Genomic DNA, 14,873 nt, shown 5'->3' with positions numbered 1-14,873 from the left:
CTGACACTGTTCCCATGAAGGTTTCCACCCTCGTCATCGATCCCGAAGCGCTGCGCGGTGCCGCCGGCCAGGCGGTCGCCGTGCTCAAGCTGCTGGCCAACGAAGACCGGCTGCTGCTGCTGTGTCAGCTCTCGCAGGGCGAGATGTGCGTGAGCGACCTCGAAAGCGCGCTGGGCATCCGCCAGCCCACCCTGTCGCAGCAGCTCTCGGTGCTGCGCACCGAAGGCGTGGTCAACACCCGGCGCGAGGGCAAGAACATCTACTACAGCGTGGCCGACGCCGCCCTGCTCGAGATCCTGGCGGTGCTCTACCGCCTCTACTGCCCGAAGGAGAGTTGAAGATGCCTGTCATCGACTGGCCTCATTTCACGCCGTGGGCCGCGCTGGCCGGTGGCGTCCTCATCGGCATTGCCGCGGCAATGTTCGTTCTGCTCAACGGACGGATCGCGGGCATCAGCGGCGTCTTGGGCGGGTTGCTGCGTCCGGCGAAGGGCGACGTCGCCTGGCGCGCGGCCTTCGTGCTCGGCCTGATCGGCGCGCCGCTTGTCTACGGCCTGTTCGCCGTGCTGCCCGCAGCGCGGATCGACGCGGGCTACGGCGTGCTTGCGCTGGCCGGCCTGCTGGTGGGCGTGGGCACGCGCTATGGCGCGGGCTGCACCAGTGGCCACGGGGTGTGCGGACTGGCGCGGTTGTCGCCGCGCTCGCTGGCCGCCACCGGGGTCTTCATGGCCGCCGGCTTCGCCACGGTGTTCGTGGCGCGTCATCTGTCGCATCTGTGAGCAGGGATCGATCCGCCATGCCGCTCGTCATTGCTTCCCTGCTCTCCGGCTTGGTCTTCGGACTCGGCCTCATCGTTTCCGGCATGGCCAATCCGGCCAAGGTGCTCGGCTTCCTCGACCTCGCCGGCGCGTGGGACCCATCGCTCGCGTTCGTGATGGGCGGGGCGGTTGCCGTGAGCGCCGTTGCCTTCCTGTTCGCGCGCCGGCGCAAGGTGTCGTTGCTTGGCGCGTCGGTCGCGCTGCCCACCGCGCGGCGGATCGACCGCCGCCTGATCGGCGGCAGCCTGCTGTTCGGCATCGGCTGGGGCGTGGCGGGCTTCTGCCCCGGCCCTGCACTGGTTTCGCTCGGCACGGGCGAGTTCAAGGCAGTCGTCTTCGTGGGCGCCATGCTGCTGGGCATGGGCCTGTTCGAACTGCTCGAGCGCCGACGCTGAACTACTTGTAGAGCATCTGCGGCAACCACAACCCGATCTGCGGCCACATGTACAGCATCACGATCGCCAGCACCTGGATGCCCATGAAGGGCAGCATGCCCAGGAAGATCTGGTTCAGCGTCACATGCGGCGGGCTCACGCCCTTCAGGTAGAAGGCCGCCATCGCCACCGGGGGCGAGAGGAACGCGGTCTGCAGGTTCAGTGCCACCAGCAGGCCGAAGAACAGCGGGTCTACGCCGAAGTTGTCGAGCAGCGGGATGAAGATGGGCATGAAGATCACGATGATCTCGGTCCACTCCAGCGGCCAGCCCAGCAGGAAGATGATGACCTGGCTCAGGATCAGGAACTCCACCTTCGTGAGGTTCATGCCGAGCACCCACTCCTCCACCAGCGCCTGCCCGCCGAGCAGCGCGAACGCGGCCGAGAAGATGGCCGAACCCACGAAGAGCCAGCACACCATGGCCGATGTCTTGGCCGTGAGGAACACCGACTCCTTCAGCACCGCGAGGTTGAGCCGCCGGTAGGCCGCCGCCAGCAGCATGCCGCCGAGCGCGCCCATGGCTGCCGCCTCGGTGGGCGTGGCGAGGCCCAGCACGATCGAACCGAGCACCGAGAGGATCAGCAGCACCAGCGGGAAGAACGACGCCAGCAGCATCTTGAAGATCTCGAGCCGCGCGAAGCTCAGGAAGAGGTAGAACAGCGTGACGATGGCGCCGAAGACCGCGAAGCTGACCCACCACCAGGTGGGGGCGGGGCGTTCGGTGGCGGCCTGGCTCGCGGCCCCGGCGGGCTCCGTGGCGCTTGTGGCCGCCGGCGGCGCGGTCAGCGCGCCTGGGGGCTCGGCCAGCGAGCCGGAACTGCCCGAGGCCGCGGCCGGCGGCTCGTCGGAGGGCGGCTCCTGCAGCTCGCCTTCCTTCGGTGGCTCCTGCAGACCACCCTCCGCCGGCGGCTCCTGAAGGCCGCCCGACGCCTGCTCGCTGCTGCTTCTCACAGCCCCGATCTCCTCCACCTCGTAGCGCTCCTGCACTTCCACCGTCGTCACGGCCTTGTAGCTGAACGCAGCCAGCACGAGGAAAAGCACGCCCGGCATCGCGACGATGCCCAGCTGCTTCAGCACATGCGAGAACGGCACATCGGCGTTGCGACGTCCCTTCAGCAGCCCGACCAGCGCGTGAGCGGCGGGGCTGTCGGCCAGCCGCTGCGACAGCGGCGGCAGCGGCACCACCCGCTCGGCCTGTGACAGCGGCGGCGCCCACTGCGGCTTGAGCCACGCGATGATGATCACGTACAGCACGTAGAGCGACGCGAGCATCAGTCCCGGAAAGAAGGCGCCCGCGTACAGCTGCACCACCGAGACGCCCGCCGTCGCGCCGTACACGATCAGCAGCACCGATGGCGGAATCAGGATGCCCAGGCAGCCGCCGGCGGTGATCGCGCCCGCGGCAAGCGGCACGCTGTAGCCCGCGCGCAGCATTGCCGGCAGCGCCAGCAGGCCCATCAGTGTGACCACCGCGCCCACGATGCCGGTGGCCGTGGCGAAGATGGTGCAGGTCACCAGCGTCGCCACCGCGAGCGCGCCCGGCAGCCGCGCGAGTGCGAGGTGCAGGCTCCTGAAGAGCGACTCGATGAGGTTTGCGCGCTCCACCAGGTAGCCCATGAACACGAACAGCGGCACCGCGATGAGCACGTCGTTGGCCATGGTCTTGAAGGCCGACTGCACCATCAGGTCGAGCGTGCGGTGCCAGTCGCGGTCATACGCGAGCCAGGTGAAGAGCATGCCCATGCCCATCAGCGTGAATGCTGTCGGAAAGCCCAGCATGATGGCCACCACCACCAGCGAGAGCATCAGCAGCCCAAGGTGGCCGTTGGTGATGGTGGGCGCGTTCGCCAGCACCGCGACGGCGCCGATCACGATCAGCGCCATGAACGAGAGACCGAACCAGAGTTCGCGGCGGATCATCGCGCGGCCTCCCTGGAAGTGACCACGCGGTCGAGCGCGATGATGTCCGCGTCCTTCACGTGCACCATCTCCTTGAGCTTCTCGACGTCGACTTCCTCCACGTCCTGCTCGCGCGAAGGCCAGGCGCCGTCGCGGATGCACTGCACGCATCGGATGATTTCCACCAGTCCCTGCAGCAGCAGCGTGAAGCCCGCGAGCGGGATGACGTACTTGAACGGATACAGCGGCAGCGGCTCGGCCGAGAAGGTCTGCTCGCGGATGGCGAGCGACTCGCCCGCGTAGATCCACCCGGCCCACGTAAGAGCGACGATGCCGGGCAGGAAGAAGACGATGTAGAGCACCAGGTCAACCAGCGCCTGCGTGCGCGGGCGGAAGAAGCCGTAGAGCACGTCGCCGCGCACGTGGCCGTTCTTCGACAGCGTGTAGGCGCCCGCGGTCATGAACATGGTGCCGTACAGCATGATCTGCGCGTCCAGCACCCAGGCGTGGGGCTTGTTGAGGGCATAGCGCGAGAACACCTCCCAGCTGATCAGCAGTGTGAGCAGCAGGGCGCACCAGGCGAAGGTCTTGCCGATCCACGTGGAGAACCGGTCGACCGCCAGCAGGAAAGATTGCATCGGAACGAACTCCTCGCCGCGTCATCCTTCGCGGCAGCTTGAGCGCAGGCGTGAAAAGAGGGCACCGCCCGGGTGCCCTCGCGTCGCATCGATCCCGTCGGATCAGGTCTTCTTCGCCTGCCGTCCGAAGTAGTGGTTGTAGGCCATCTTGAAATCGACCGAGTAGTCGTTCTGCCACTGGCCCGCGCGCTCCGCGAAGGCGCGCTGCGAGTCGAGCACCTTCTTGAACATCGGGTTCTCTGCCGACTTCTTCGCGATGGTCTTGTCCCACGAGGCGAGCTGCGCGCGCAGCACGGTGTCAGGCGTCTTGTAGAACTTGATGCCGCCCTTCTTCAGCTCCTCGTAGTCCTTCGAGTTGCGGTCGATGGCCTTCCAGCTCATGTCGGCGCTTGCGGCCTGCGTGGCGTACTCGATGATCGACTTGAGCTCGGGCGGCAGCGCCTTGAGCTTGCTGCCGTTGAACAGCACCTCGAACTGCTCGCCGCTCTGGTGAAAGCTCTGCAGCATGCAGTTCTTGGCCACGTCGGGAAAGCCCAGCACGCGGTCGCTCGATGCGTTGTTGAACTCGGCCGCGTCGATCAGGCCGCGGTCCAGCGCGGGCACGATCTCGCCGCCGGGCAGCGGGTTCACGGCCGCGCCCATGTCGGTGAACACGTCCACCGCCAGGCCCACGGTGCGGAACTTCAGGCCCTTCATGTCCTCGGCCTTGGCCACCGGTTTCTTGAACCAACCCAGCGGCTGCGTGGGCATGGGACCGTAGAGGTAGGAGGCCACGTCGAGATTCAGGCTCTTGTAGATCTCCTCCATCAGCGCCTTGCCGCCGCCGTAGGTGTGCCAGGCCAGCACCATGTTGGCGTCCATGCCGTAGCCCGGGCCGGAGCCCCACAGCGCGAGCGCCGAGTTCTTGCCGTACCAGTACGCGACCACGCCGTGGCCGCCGTCGAGCGTGCCCTTGGCCACCGCGTCGAGCAACTGGAAGGCGGGCACCACCGAGCCGGCGGGCAGCACTTCGATCTTCAGGCGGTTGCCCGCCATTTCGTTGACCTTCTTCGCGTAGTCCTGTGCGTACTCGTGGAAGATGTCCTTGGCTGGCCAGGTGCTCTGGAAGCGCAGGGAAGTGGTCTGGGCCATGCTGACCATCGGTACCGACATGGCGCCCGCGGCCACGGCGGCGCCCTTGAGCAGCCCGCGGCGGCGGGGCATCTTGCTGTCTGTCATTTGTCTCTCTCCAAACGGTTCTGACTTGGGAAAACCCAGGCTGTCCGTCTTGGAGTTATGGTTCGACAGGCCCAAGGCGCCATCTTTGGCGCGAGGGAGCACGCAACAAACAGGGTTTTCACGAAGTGGTGAAAAATTCCGGCGATTGAAAACCCGCATCGCAAGGACGCAAGAGAGATGACAGAACCCGTCGAGAACAAGGGCTACGCTGGCGACATCACGCCCGAGCAGGCCGCGCAGTGGGTGGCCAGCGGCGAAGCCGTGCTGGTCGACGTGCGCACCGACGCCGAGCGCGAATGGGTCGGCTACGTGCCCGGTGCCGTGCCGCTGGCCTGGAAGCAGTGGCCGGGCATGGCGATGAACCCGGCCTTCGACGACGGCGTGCGTGCCGCCGCCGAGGGCGGAAAGAAGCTGGTGCTGCTGTGCCGCAGCGGCGTGCGCTCGATCGCCGCGGCGAAGCGCGCGACCGAGCTGGGCGCGGAGGCATACAACATCCTCGAAGGCTTCGAGGGCAACCCGGACGAGAACGGCCACCGCGGCCTGACCGGCGGCTGGCGCAAGCGCGGGCTGCCCTGGCGGCAGAACTAGAGAGAGCCGCGCGCCTCACTCGGCCGTGGCCGGGTCGATCACGCTGTACACCCGGTCCACGCGATTGGCCGGGAAGCCGCCGAGCTCCGCGTGCCGGCGCACCAGGGCCTCGTCGGTAGCCTGGTAGACGCAGTAGACCCGGTCGTCGGTCACGTAGCTGTGGATCCACTGGATGTCGGTGCCCATGCTGCTGAGCACGCCGCAGGATTTTTGCGAGATGGCTTTCAGGTCCGACGGGGTGAGCTTGCCGGCGCCGGGGATGTCTCGCTCGATGACGAACTTGGGCATGGTGGTACTCCTGTCTGGCTGTCAGAATCGGTCGAAGGCGACCAGTACCTATGGTGCCGACGCGAAGCCGCCTTGTATTGCCCGCTTCGCCTGACTTGTTGACCGAAACCCCGCCTCGCTTGCCCTGGAGGTGACCATGGATGTCTTGTCGGACGTGCTGCGGACCATCCGCCTGGAGGGCGCGCTGTTCCTGAACGGGGACATGTATGCACCCTGGTGTTTCAAGGTACCCAAGGGTACGGACATCGCGCAGCTGCTCAGGCCCGGCGCGCAGCGGCTGGCCATCTGCCACCTCGTGCTGCAGGGCGAGTGCTGGGCACAGGTCGACGGCGCGGCGCCGGTCCGCGCACATGCGGGCGAAGTGATCGCCGCGCCGCATGGAGACTCCCATGTGCTGGGCAGCGGCCTGCAGAACGCGGCCGTGGACATGACATATGTGGTGAGCCCGCGTGCGCCCGAACTGGAGCGCGTCCGCTACGGGGGCACGGGCGAGCGCACGGTGCTGGTGTGCAGCTGGTTCGCCTACGAGGGCGACACGCCCAACCCCGTCATGGCGAACATTCCGCGCCTGTTCACCACGCCGCTGCGCAGCAGGCCGGCGGGCCCGTGGATCGAGCAGTCCGTCGACTTCGTGCTGGGTGACGCGGCTTCGCGCAACCCGGGTTCGGAGATGGTCGCCGCCAAGGTGGCTGAAGTGCTGTTCGCCGAAGTGCTGCGCGGCTACATCGAATCCATGCCCGCCAACAACCCGGGTTGGCTGGCTGGTTTGCGCGATCCCCACGTGAGCCGCTGCCTGGCGCTGATGCATGGCGAGCCCGCGCGCAACTGGACGGTCGACGCACTGGCGCACGAGGCCCACATCTCGCGCAGCGTGCTGGCGGACCGCTTCGCCGAACTGGTGGGCGTGCCGCCCATGCACTACCTGGCGCGCTGGCGCATGATCCTGGCCGCCGGCATGCTGCGCAGGGATCAGTGCAACCTGGCGCGCATCGCCGAAGGCGTGGGCTACGAATCGGAAGCCGCCTTCAACCGCGCGTTCAAGCGAGAGTACGGCGTGTCGCCAGGGGCCTGGCGACAGAACGGGGTCTAGCCCGCGCCGTGTGTGCTCAGAGCGCCGGGATGCGCAGCTTCTGCCCCGGATAGATCTTGTCCGGGTTGCTCAGCATCGGCTTGTTCGCCTCGAAGATCACGTTGTACTTGTTGGCGTCGCCGTAGTACTTCTTCGAGATGGCCGAGAGCGTGTCGCCCCGAACCACGTCGTGGTACTGCGCGGGCGGCGCCGCCGGTGCGACGAGGTTGTTCTCCACGCTGGTCACGTTCGCCACGTTGCCGGCGGCCAGCGATGCCTTCTCGCTCGCTTCCTGCGAAGGCGCCTGCCCCGCGAGGGTGACCACTCCGCTGCTGGCCGTGTACGTCACCTCGAGGCCCGTGAGACCGAGGTTCTGCGTCTCGATGTAGGTCTTGATGGCGGCTGCAGCCGCCGCATTCGCGTCGGGGGTCGCGGCCTGGGCCGACGAGCCGCCGAACAGCTTCTCACCAGCCTCCTTGATGAAACTCAGCAATCCCATGGCTTTCTCCTTGTGCGGTGGTGAATGGAACTGGCGAATTTAGCGGCGCAACGCAGTGCGCTCGCGTAGGTCCATGCCGCGTGTGTCAACGACGTGCCAGCGGAAATAACCACAAAGTCGCAATAATCCCGCGCATGTCATCCCCCTTCCTCGCCATCGACATCGGCAACACCCGCCTCAAGTGGGCGCTCTACGACTCGGCCCGCCCCGGCGCCGCGTTGCAGGCGCAGGGCGCCGAATTCCTCGACCACATCGAACGGCTGGCCGACGGCCCGTGGGCCGAGCTGCCTTCGCCCAGCTCCATGCTGGGCTGCGTGGTGGCCGGCGACGCCGTGCGGCGGCGTGCCGAGGAGCAGATCGTCGAGCGCTTCGACTGCACGCCGCGCTGGGTGATGTCGAGCGCGGGCGAGGCCGGCATCATCAACGGCTACGACCATCCCACGCGCCTGGGTGCCGACCGCTTCGTGGCGATGATCGGCGCGCGCCACCGCATGCTGGCCGCCAAGCCGGGGCAGCCGCCGCGGCCGATGGTGGTGGTGCTGATCGGCACGGCCGTGACCGTCGAGGCCATCGACGCCGACGGCAAGTTCCTGGGCGGCCTGATCCTGCCGGGCCACGGCATCATGCTGCGCGCGCTCGAATCGGGCACGGCGGGGCTGCACGTGCCCACCGGCGAGGTGCGCGAATTTCCGACCAACACCAGCGATGCGCTGACCAGCGGCGGCACCTACGCCATCGCCGGCGCGGTCGAGCGCATGGTGCAGCACGTGCGCTCGCACTGCGGCATGGAGCCGGCCTGCTACATGACCGGCGGCGCGGGCTGGAAGATGGCGCCCGTGATGAACGGGCACTTCGAGCTGGTCGAGAGCCTGATCATGGACGGGCTGCTTGTCATAGCCCGCGAGCGGGCTTCGAACTGAGAAGGCTCGCTCAGGGGCGCATCAGCGCTTCTGCCATCGCCTGGAACGCGGGCAGCGTGAGCGGATCGTTCGCGCCGTTGGCCGCCACCGGGTGCGCCGCGTAGCGCACGATCACCATCTCGGCCTTCGGGTCCACGTAGATGCTCTGGCCGTGGATGCCGCGTGCCATGTAGGCGCCGTGCGGGTTGTGCGACACCCACCACATGTCGCGGTACGACCAGCCCTTGAGCAGCGCATAGCCCGCCTTCACGAACTTGGCCGGATCGCCGCCGCGCTGGATGTCTTCCACCACCGCCTTCGGAATGGCCTGCTGCCCGTTGGAGGCACGGCCGCCGTTGCGCATGGTCTCGCCGAAGCGCGCGAGGTCGCGCAGCACGGTGTTGAGGCCGCCACCGCCCGACTCGGTGCCGATGCGGTCGACCATGAAGTACGCGTCCTGTTCGGCACCGATGCGGCGCCAGATCTTCTCGCTCAGCAGGTCGGCCAGCGACTGGTTGCTGGCGCGGCGCACGATCCAGGCCAGCACCTCGGCGTTGACGGTCTTGTAGGCGAAGCCTTCGCCGTGCTCGCCTTCCTTCTTCAGCGTGACGAGGAATTCGTAGAACGACTTCGGGCCGGTGTAGTTCTGGCCCTGCGTGAGCATGCCGCCGGCGCGGGCGTAGTCCCAGATCTCGGCCTTGGGGTCGGCGTAGTTCTCGGAGTAGTGCACGCCCACGGTCATGTCCATCACCTGGCGCACGGTGGCGTCGCCGTAGGCCGTGTCCTTGAGTTCGGGGATGTACTTGGTGACGGGCGCCGCCGGATCGAGCTTGCCCTCGTCCGCGAGGATGGCCGCCAGCGTGCCCACGAAGGACTTGGTGACCGACATCGCGATGTGCGGGCGCTCGGGCGTGAGCGCGCCGAAGTACTTCTCGTAGACCACCTTGCCGCGGTGCATCACCAGGATGCCGTCGGTGTAGGTGCCGGAGATCATCTGGGCGAAGTTGAGCGTCTGGTCACTGCCCAGGGGCTTGAACGTGACGGCCTCGATCTGGACCGGCGAGGTGCCCGAGGGCAGCGGGCTGGCCGCGCCGGGACCGCGCCACACGTTGGCCGTGGGCACCGTTTCACGCACATGCGAGAAGCTCCAGCGCGTGCGCGGAAACACGCCGCCGGCCGGGTTGTCGAAGGTGATGAGCTTGTCGGGCGGGGGCGGGAAGCCCTTCATCCAGCCCAGCGCGTCGACCGAAGTGGCTGCGGGGTCCGGCAGCGCGGCGGGTGTGGGCGTCTGTGCGGAGGTGGTGTTCACGGCGAGCAGGGTGAAGGCGGCGGCGAGCGCCGTGCGGATGAAAAGAGGCATGTTGTTGTTCTCGGTGAAAGGAATCAACGGCCGCTGAAGCGTGCCGGGCGGCGTTCGATGAAGGAGCGCACGCCTTCGGCGGCATCCTCGCTGTTCGACAGGCGCTTCTGCGTCTCGATGAATTCCGACACGGCCGCCAGCGGTCCTTGCTCCACCGCCTTGATCACGTTCAGCCGCGTGGCCACCACCGCCAGCGGCGCCTGCGCCGCGATGCGCTGCGCGATGGCCAGCGCAGCGTCCAGCTCCTGCCCGGCCGGCACCACCTTCTGCACGAAGTTGAGGCGATAGGCCTCGGCGCTGTCGAACTCGTCGGCCGTGAGCAGGTGCAGCATCGCATTGCCCACGCCCGCGCGTTCGGCCATGCGCAGCGTGGCGCCGCCCGTGGCCATGATGCCGCGCTGCACTTCCATCTGCGAGAAGCGGCAGTTGTCGGCGGCCACCACGATGTCGGCGCCCAGCATCAGCTCGATGCCGACCGTGAAGCAGATGCCCTTGACCGCCACCACCATCGGCTTGGTGCGGCGGCGGTAGTCGGGCAGGCCGAAGTCGTGCGGCTCCACCAGCCCGGCGGGAATCGCCTTCTCGCCGCGCTTCATGTATTCGGTGACCGCCGGCAGGTCGAGGCCCGCCGTGAAGTGGTCGCCGAAGGCATGCAGCACGCCCACGCGCAGGTTCGGATCGTCGTCGAGCCGGGTGTAGGCCTCGGCCAGCTGCCTGAACATCGGCGGCGTCCAGCCGTTGCGCTTGGCGGGGCGGTTGATGCCGATCAGCAGCACGTGGTCGAGCACCTGGGTGTCGATGCAGCCTTCCGCCGGTGGGGTGGTGGGGGTCGCAGTCATCGGTCTTGTCTCCGTGTTCTTGTTATGGCTGCGCGACTCAGTAGGTGTAGACGCCGCGGCCGGTCTTGCGGCCGAGCTGGCCGGCGGCGACCATTTCCTTCAGCAGCGGGCAGGGGCGGTACTTGGAATCGCCGAACTGCTCGAGGTAGACCTCCATCACGGCCAGGCACACGTCCAGGCCGATCATGTCGGCCAGCGCCAGCGGGCCGATGGGCTGGTTGCAGCCCAGCTTCATGCCGGCGTCGATGTCTTCCGCCGTGGCGATGCCTTCGGACAGCACGAAGAAGGCCTCGTTGATCATCGGCACCAGGATGCGGTTGACCACGAAGCCCGGCGCGTTCTTCACCGTGATCGGCGACTTGCCCAGCCGCTCGGCCAGTTCCTTCACGGTGTCGTGCGTGGCGTCGCTCGTGAGGTAGCCGCGAATGAGCTCCACCAGCGCCATCATCGGCACCGGGTTGAAGAAGTGCATGCCGATGAAGCGGTCGGCGCGCGAGGTGGCGGCCGCCAGCTGCGTGATCGAGATCGACGAGGTGTTCGAGGCAATGATGACCTCGGGCGCCAGCATGTCGTCGACCTGCTTGAGGATCTTCAGCTTGAGCGCGTGGTTCTCGGTGGCCGCCTCGATGACCAGCTGGGCGCTCTTCAGGTCTTCGTAGTTGGTCGAGCCCTTGATGAGCGCCAGCGCGGCGGTCTTCTGCTCGGCCGTGAGCTTTTCCTTCTTGATCAGGCGGTCGAGGCTGCCCGACACCGTGGCCAGGCCCTTGTCGACCGCAGCCTGGGCGATGTCGACCATCACCACGTTCACGCCGGACACCGCGCAGGCCTGCGCGATGCCGTTGCCCATCGTTCCGGCGCCGATGATGCCGACAGTCTGGATAGCCATGAGAGAACTCCTTGAAGAAAACAAAAAGGGGGTGCGCGTGGCCCGCGCCACGGCAAAGACATCGATTGTGAAGCAGCCCCGCGCCCGGCCCGTTGCCGCGTGCGACACCCCGGCCCGCCGGTGGCTTACAGTCCTGCGGTTGCTTTTTCCCGCTCTTTTCGACTTCCGACCATGACCACCCTCGGCACCCCCCTTTCCCCCTCCGCAACCCGCGTGATGCTCCTGGGCTCCGGCGAACTCGGCAAGGAGGTGCTGATCGCCCTGCAGCGCCTCGGCGTCGAGACCATCGCCGTCGACCGCTACGAGAACGCCCCCGGCCAGCAGGTGGCGCACCATGCCCGCACCATCACCATGAGCGACCCGGCGCAGCTGAAGGCGCTGATCGAGGCCGAGAAGCCCGCGCTGGTGGTGCCCGAAATCGAGGCCATCGCCACGCCCATGCTGCAGGAGCTGGAAGAAGCGGGCACCGTGCGCGTGATCCCCACGGCCCGCGCCGCCCGCCTCACGATGGACCGCGAAGGCATCCGCCGCCTGGCCGCCGAGACGCTGGGCGTGCCGACCAGCCCCTACAAGTTCTGCGACTCGCTGGCCGAGCTGCAGGCAGCCATCGACGGCGGCATTGGCTACCCCTGCATCGTCAAGCCCGTGATGAGCAGCTCCGGCAAGGGCCAGAGCAAGATCGACGGCCCCGCCGACGTGCAGAAGGCCTGGGACTACGCCATGGCCGGAGGGCGGGTCAGTCATGGCCGCGTGATCGTCGAGGGCTTCATCGACTTCGACTACGAGATCACCCTGCTGACCGTGCGCGCCAAGGATGCCAGCGGCTCCGTGCAGACCCAGTTCTGCGACCCCATCGGCCACGTGCAGGTGAGCGGCGACTACGTGGAAAGCTGGCAGCCGCACCCCATGGCACCCGCCGCGCTGCAGAAGGCGCAGCAGATCGCGCAGGCCGTCACGGCCGACCTGGGTGGCCAGGGCCTGTTCGGCGTTGAGCTCTTCGTGAAGGGCGACGAGGTCTGGTTCAGCGAGGTCAGCCCGCGCCCGCACGACACCGGCATGGTCACCATGGCCACCCAGTGGCAGAACGAGTTCGAGCTGCATGCGCGCGCCATCCTCGGCCTGCCGGTCGACACCTCGCTCAAGAGCCCGGGCGCCAGCGCGGTGATCTACGGTGGCGTGGGCGCCACCGGCATCGCCTTCGACGGCGTGGCCGAGGCGCTGCAGGTGCCCGGCAGCGACATCCGCCTGTTCGGCAAGCCCGAGAGCTTCCTGAAGCGCCGCATGGGCGTGGCGCTTGTGCACGCGGCCGACACCGATACCGCCCGCAAGCTTGCCAAGGAAGCCGCTTCGCGCGTGAAACCCCGCACGGCCTGAAGGGGCGCATAGCCAGTTTCCGCAAGCCGCGCCGCAAGGGCGCAGGCATGGTGCGGTGGCTTGCCGGGCCCGGTCGGATGCGGGTGCGTGCGGATACCGCGCGGCCCCGTTGCCTTCCACACTGGAAGCTCGCAACGATCCACCGGAGACACCATGCTGCATCCCCAGGCGCGCGCCCTGCTGGACTTCATCGAGGCGCGCGGCATTCCGCCGACGCACACCCTGTCGCCTGCCGACGCGCGGACCTTCTACCGCGAGCGCCGGGTCGCCACGCAGCCGCTGCCGCCCGAAGTGGCCGAGGTGCGCGACCTTGCCGCCGACGGGCCGCACGGCACCATCCCGGTGCGCCTGTACCGTCCGATGGGCTCCGGCGTGGGCCCGCTGCCCGTGCTGGTGTACTACCACGGAGGCGGCTGGGTCATCGGTGACCTCGACACGCATGACGTGCTGTGCCGGGAGCTCGCCAACGGCGCGGGCTGCGCGGTGGTCGCGGTCGACTACCGCATGGGCCCGGAGCACCGCTTTCCCGCCGCCGTCGACGACGTGCTGGCCGCCACCCGATGGGTGCGCCGCGAGGCCGCCGCGCTGGGGCTCGACGCGAACCGCCTCGCGGTGGGCGGCGACAGCGCGGGCGGCAACCTCGCGGCGGTGGTGTCGATCGCGGCGCGCGACGCGGGCGATTTGCCCATCGTCTACCAGCTGCTGATCTACCCGGCCACCGACATGCGGCGCGGCCACCCTTCGCACCAGGCCAACGGGCAGGGCTACCTGCTGACGGCGGACACCATCCGCTACTTCCACGACCACTACATCACCGACCCGAAGCACGACCTCGACTGGCGCGCCTCGCCGCTGCTGCATCCGGATCTCTCGAAGCTGCCGCCGGCACTGGTGCTCACCGCCGGCTACGACCCGCTGCGCGACGAAGGCGCCGCGTATGCCGAGGCGCTCACCGCCGCCGGCAACAGCGCGGTCTACGTGTGCTTCGAGCGGCAGATCCACGGCTTCGTGCCCATGGGAAAGGTGCTCGACGAGGCCAATGCGGCGGTCGCGCTGTGTGCCGCGGAATTGCGCCGAGCCTTTGCGAGGGCCTAGGGAAAGTCCCCGCGCAAATCGCCGCAAATCGATACCGCCCGGGCGGCCCCCGCCGCTACGATCCAGCCAACAAAAGACGCCACCACGCAGTGGCAGTCCACCGATGCAGGAGACAAACACCATGCAGCGAACGAGGACGACGCCGCCCGGACGCGGCGCCGAGAGGCAAGGAGAACGCCTGATGTGGCTCACGCCGCATCGCGTGTTCTACGCCGGCCTGCTCGGCGCCACCGCCGAGCGCACGATGGGCGGACACGGCGTGTACGTGTCGCCCGCCGGCGCGCCACCCAACCGCATCCGCGTCGGTGGCGGCGCATGGATGACCGGTGAATTCATCGTGGTGCCGCCGCACGTGCCGCACGAGGTGGAAAGCGAATATCCGCTGATCTTCAACCTGCTGATCGAATCGGAGTCGGTCGACCCGGCGCGCATGCCGGCCTTCCTGCAGCACTGCGGCCCGGTCGATGCGCCGGCCTTCGTGCAGCGCGTGCGCGAAGCCCATGCGCACCTGCTGGCGGCCTCGGCGCGCGGCATCGACTTCGAGGGCTTCGACTTCGACGCGATGTTCTTCGGCGAAGCGCTCGCGCCGCGCGCGCTCGATCCGCGCATCCGCAAGGTGGCCGAGGCCATCAACGCCGATCCCGCCGCGCCGATGTCGGCCGAGGAGTGCGCAGCTTCCGTGCACCTGTCGTTCTCTCGCTTCCTGCACCTGTTCAAGCAGGAGACCGGCATGGCCTTCCGCGCCTTCCGGGCCTGGAAGCGCGCGCGCAGCCTGCTTCGCTATGTGCGCCAGAGCTGCACGCTGACCGACATCGCGCTCGATACCGGCTACCCCGACTCGACGCACTTCAGCCATTCGATCCGCCAGGTCTACGGCCTCAAGCCCAGCGACATCGTGGCCGGTTCGCGCCGCCTCGCGCTGCACGATGCGGCCGGCGGCTTCCGGCAGTAAGCGCGGCGGAAGGGGCC

17 protein-coding genes are annotated in these 14,873 nt (G+C 68.0%); 9 read left to right on the top strand and 8 right to left on the bottom strand.

Annotation, left to right across the window (positions count from 1 at the left end):
• Window positions 1-14 precede the first annotated feature (14 nt).
• Genes EJO71_RS30165 through EJO71_RS30155 form a run of 3 tightly spaced genes read left to right on the top strand, consistent with a single transcriptional unit; the run spans window position 15 to window position 1,212 of the window.
• On the top strand, window positions 15-338 hold the full coding sequence (locus EJO71_RS30165) for a metalloregulator ArsR/SmtB family transcription factor (protein WP_125952372.1): 324 nt from the start codon (window positions 15-17) through the stop codon (window positions 336-338).
• A 2-nt stretch (window positions 339-340) separates the two neighbouring features.
• A complete protein-coding gene (locus EJO71_RS30160; RefSeq protein ID WP_125952373.1) occupies window positions 341-778 on the top strand; it encodes a YeeE/YedE family protein in 438 nt (145 codons plus the stop codon).
• Between the two features lie 17 nt (window positions 779-795).
• Window positions 796-1,212 (top strand): DUF6691 family protein, encoded by a 417-nt coding sequence (locus EJO71_RS30155; RefSeq protein ID WP_125952374.1) that lies wholly within the window; start codon window positions 796-798, stop codon window positions 1,210-1,212.
• A 1-nt stretch (window position 1,213) separates the two neighbouring features.
• Here EJO71_RS30155 and EJO71_RS30150 read toward each other — a convergent pair whose 3' ends face one another.
• From EJO71_RS30150 to EJO71_RS30140, 3 genes are all read right to left on the bottom strand, one after another.
• Entirely contained in the window at window positions 1,214-3,172 is a 1,959-nt protein-coding gene (locus EJO71_RS30150; protein WP_125952375.1) for a TRAP transporter large permease subunit, read from the bottom strand.
• Entirely contained in the window at window positions 3,169-3,789 is a 621-nt protein-coding gene (locus EJO71_RS30145; protein ID WP_125952376.1) for a TRAP transporter small permease subunit, read from the bottom strand. The genes EJO71_RS30150 and EJO71_RS30145 overlap by 4 nt, the downstream gene beginning before the upstream one ends.
• A 102-nt stretch (window positions 3,790-3,891) precedes the next feature.
• Window positions 3,892-5,007 carry a TRAP transporter substrate-binding protein gene (locus EJO71_RS30140; protein ID WP_125952377.1) on the bottom strand — a complete coding sequence of 372 codons (1,116 nt, stop codon included), beginning with the start codon at window positions 5,005-5,007 and terminating at the stop codon, window positions 3,892-3,894.
• 177 nt (window positions 5,008-5,184) lie between these two features.
• Here EJO71_RS30140 and EJO71_RS30135 point away from each other — a divergent pair, with 177 nt between their 5' ends.
• Entirely contained in the window at window positions 5,185-5,595 is a 411-nt protein-coding gene (locus EJO71_RS30135) for a rhodanese-like domain-containing protein (protein ID WP_125952378.1), read from the top strand.
• Window positions 5,596-5,610: 15 nt separating this feature from the next.
• Here EJO71_RS30135 and EJO71_RS30130 read toward each other — a convergent pair whose 3' ends face one another.
• Window positions 5,611-5,883 (bottom strand): DUF4242 domain-containing protein, encoded by a 273-nt coding sequence (locus tag EJO71_RS30130; RefSeq protein WP_125952379.1) that lies wholly within the window; start codon window positions 5,881-5,883, stop codon window positions 5,611-5,613.
• A 136-nt stretch (window positions 5,884-6,019) separates the two neighbouring features.
• Between EJO71_RS30130 and EJO71_RS30125 the strand changes: the two genes are divergently transcribed.
• Complete coding sequence (locus tag EJO71_RS30125) at window positions 6,020-6,973, top strand: AraC family transcriptional regulator (protein WP_125952380.1); 954 nt, start codon at window positions 6,020-6,022, stop codon at window positions 6,971-6,973.
• Window positions 6,974-6,989: 16 nt separating this feature from the next.
• On the opposite strand, the gene lysM is transcribed toward EJO71_RS30125, so the two are convergent.
• The gene (gene lysM / locus EJO71_RS30120; protein WP_125952381.1) at window positions 6,990-7,451 is read right to left on the bottom strand and encodes a peptidoglycan-binding protein LysM; all 462 of its coding nucleotides are present in this window, start codon (window positions 7,449-7,451) and stop codon (window positions 6,990-6,992) included.
• 134 nt (window positions 7,452-7,585) lie between these two features.
• Here lysM and EJO71_RS30115 point away from each other — a divergent pair, with 134 nt between their 5' ends.
• Window positions 7,586-8,371: a type III pantothenate kinase gene (locus tag EJO71_RS30115; protein ID WP_125952382.1), complete on the top strand. Its 786-nt coding sequence runs from the start codon at window positions 7,586-7,588 to the stop codon at window positions 8,369-8,371.
• A 10-nt stretch (window positions 8,372-8,381) separates the two neighbouring features.
• On the opposite strand, the gene EJO71_RS30110 is transcribed toward EJO71_RS30115, so the two are convergent.
• From EJO71_RS30110 to EJO71_RS30100, 3 genes are read right to left on the bottom strand one after another with little or no spacing between them, the layout of a single operon-like run.
• Complete coding sequence (locus EJO71_RS30110; RefSeq protein WP_125952383.1) at window positions 8,382-9,710, bottom strand: serine hydrolase; 1,329 nt, start codon at window positions 9,708-9,710, stop codon at window positions 8,382-8,384.
• Between the two features lie 23 nt (window positions 9,711-9,733).
• On the bottom strand, window positions 9,734-10,549 hold the full coding sequence (locus tag EJO71_RS30105; RefSeq protein ID WP_125952384.1) for a crotonase/enoyl-CoA hydratase family protein: 816 nt from the start codon (window positions 10,547-10,549) through the stop codon (window positions 9,734-9,736).
• A gap of 37 nt (window positions 10,550-10,586) precedes the next feature.
• Window positions 10,587-11,435 carry a 3-hydroxybutyryl-CoA dehydrogenase gene (locus EJO71_RS30100; protein ID WP_125952385.1) on the bottom strand — a complete coding sequence of 283 codons (849 nt, stop codon included), beginning with the start codon at window positions 11,433-11,435 and terminating at the stop codon, window positions 10,587-10,589.
• Between the two features lie 171 nt (window positions 11,436-11,606).
• Between EJO71_RS30100 and purT the strand changes: the two genes are divergently transcribed.
• The 3 genes from purT (at window position 11,607) to EJO71_RS30085 (ending at window position 14,856) form a co-directional block, all read left to right on the top strand.
• Window positions 11,607-12,809 carry a formate-dependent phosphoribosylglycinamide formyltransferase gene (purT, locus tag EJO71_RS30095; RefSeq protein WP_125952386.1) on the top strand — a complete coding sequence of 401 codons (1,203 nt, stop codon included), beginning with the start codon at window positions 11,607-11,609 and terminating at the stop codon, window positions 12,807-12,809.
• Between the two features lie 153 nt (window positions 12,810-12,962).
• Window positions 12,963-13,904: an alpha/beta hydrolase gene (locus EJO71_RS30090; RefSeq protein ID WP_125952387.1), complete on the top strand. Its 942-nt coding sequence runs from the start codon at window positions 12,963-12,965 to the stop codon at window positions 13,902-13,904.
• A gap of 121 nt (window positions 13,905-14,025) precedes the next feature.
• Complete coding sequence (locus EJO71_RS30085) at window positions 14,026-14,856, top strand: AraC family transcriptional regulator (protein ID WP_125952388.1); 831 nt, start codon at window positions 14,026-14,028, stop codon at window positions 14,854-14,856.
• The last annotated feature ends 17 nt before the right edge of the window (window positions 14,857-14,873 follow it).

This window comes from Variovorax sp. 679 (assembly GCF_003952185.1).
GTDB lineage: Bacteria > Pseudomonadota > Gammaproteobacteria > Burkholderiales > Burkholderiaceae_C > Variovorax.
Note: the sequence above shows the minus strand (reverse complement) of the source record. Positions and strands in the feature narration are given on the sequence as shown.